The sequence below is a fragment of the Acinetobacter geminorum genome (assembly GCF_013009345.1).
Classification (GTDB): Bacteria; Pseudomonadota; Gammaproteobacteria; order Pseudomonadales; family Moraxellaceae; genus Acinetobacter; species Acinetobacter geminorum.
In genome coordinates this window covers 1-234 of sequence record NZ_JABELE010000081.1, presented here as the reverse complement: position 1 = coordinate 234, position 234 = coordinate 1, and the positions used below count along the sequence as shown (strand labels likewise).

General features: G+C 35.5%; 1 protein-coding gene. It reads left to right on the top strand.

Annotated features, from left to right (window positions below):
* A partial coding sequence (locus HJG58_RS18785) for an SOS response-associated peptidase family protein (RefSeq protein ID WP_170249817.1) occupies positions 1–234 on the top strand: 234 nt, incomplete at both ends.

Below are 234 nucleotides of genomic sequence, written 5' to 3'. Positions count from 1 at the left end.
GATGGATATTTTCCCAAGTGATGATTGCCCACTCATTTTATCGAATGAAAATGAGCTTGAGTGGAGAAAAGCTAAATTTGGAATGCTTCCCCCTTATGCCAAAGAAATTGCATTCAAATATGCAACGTATAATGCCAGAACAGAAACAGTACAACAAAAGCGCTCTTTTAAACATTCTTGGTTAAATGATCAATTTGCGCTTATTCCTGTTGAAGCCATTTATGAACCTAAATA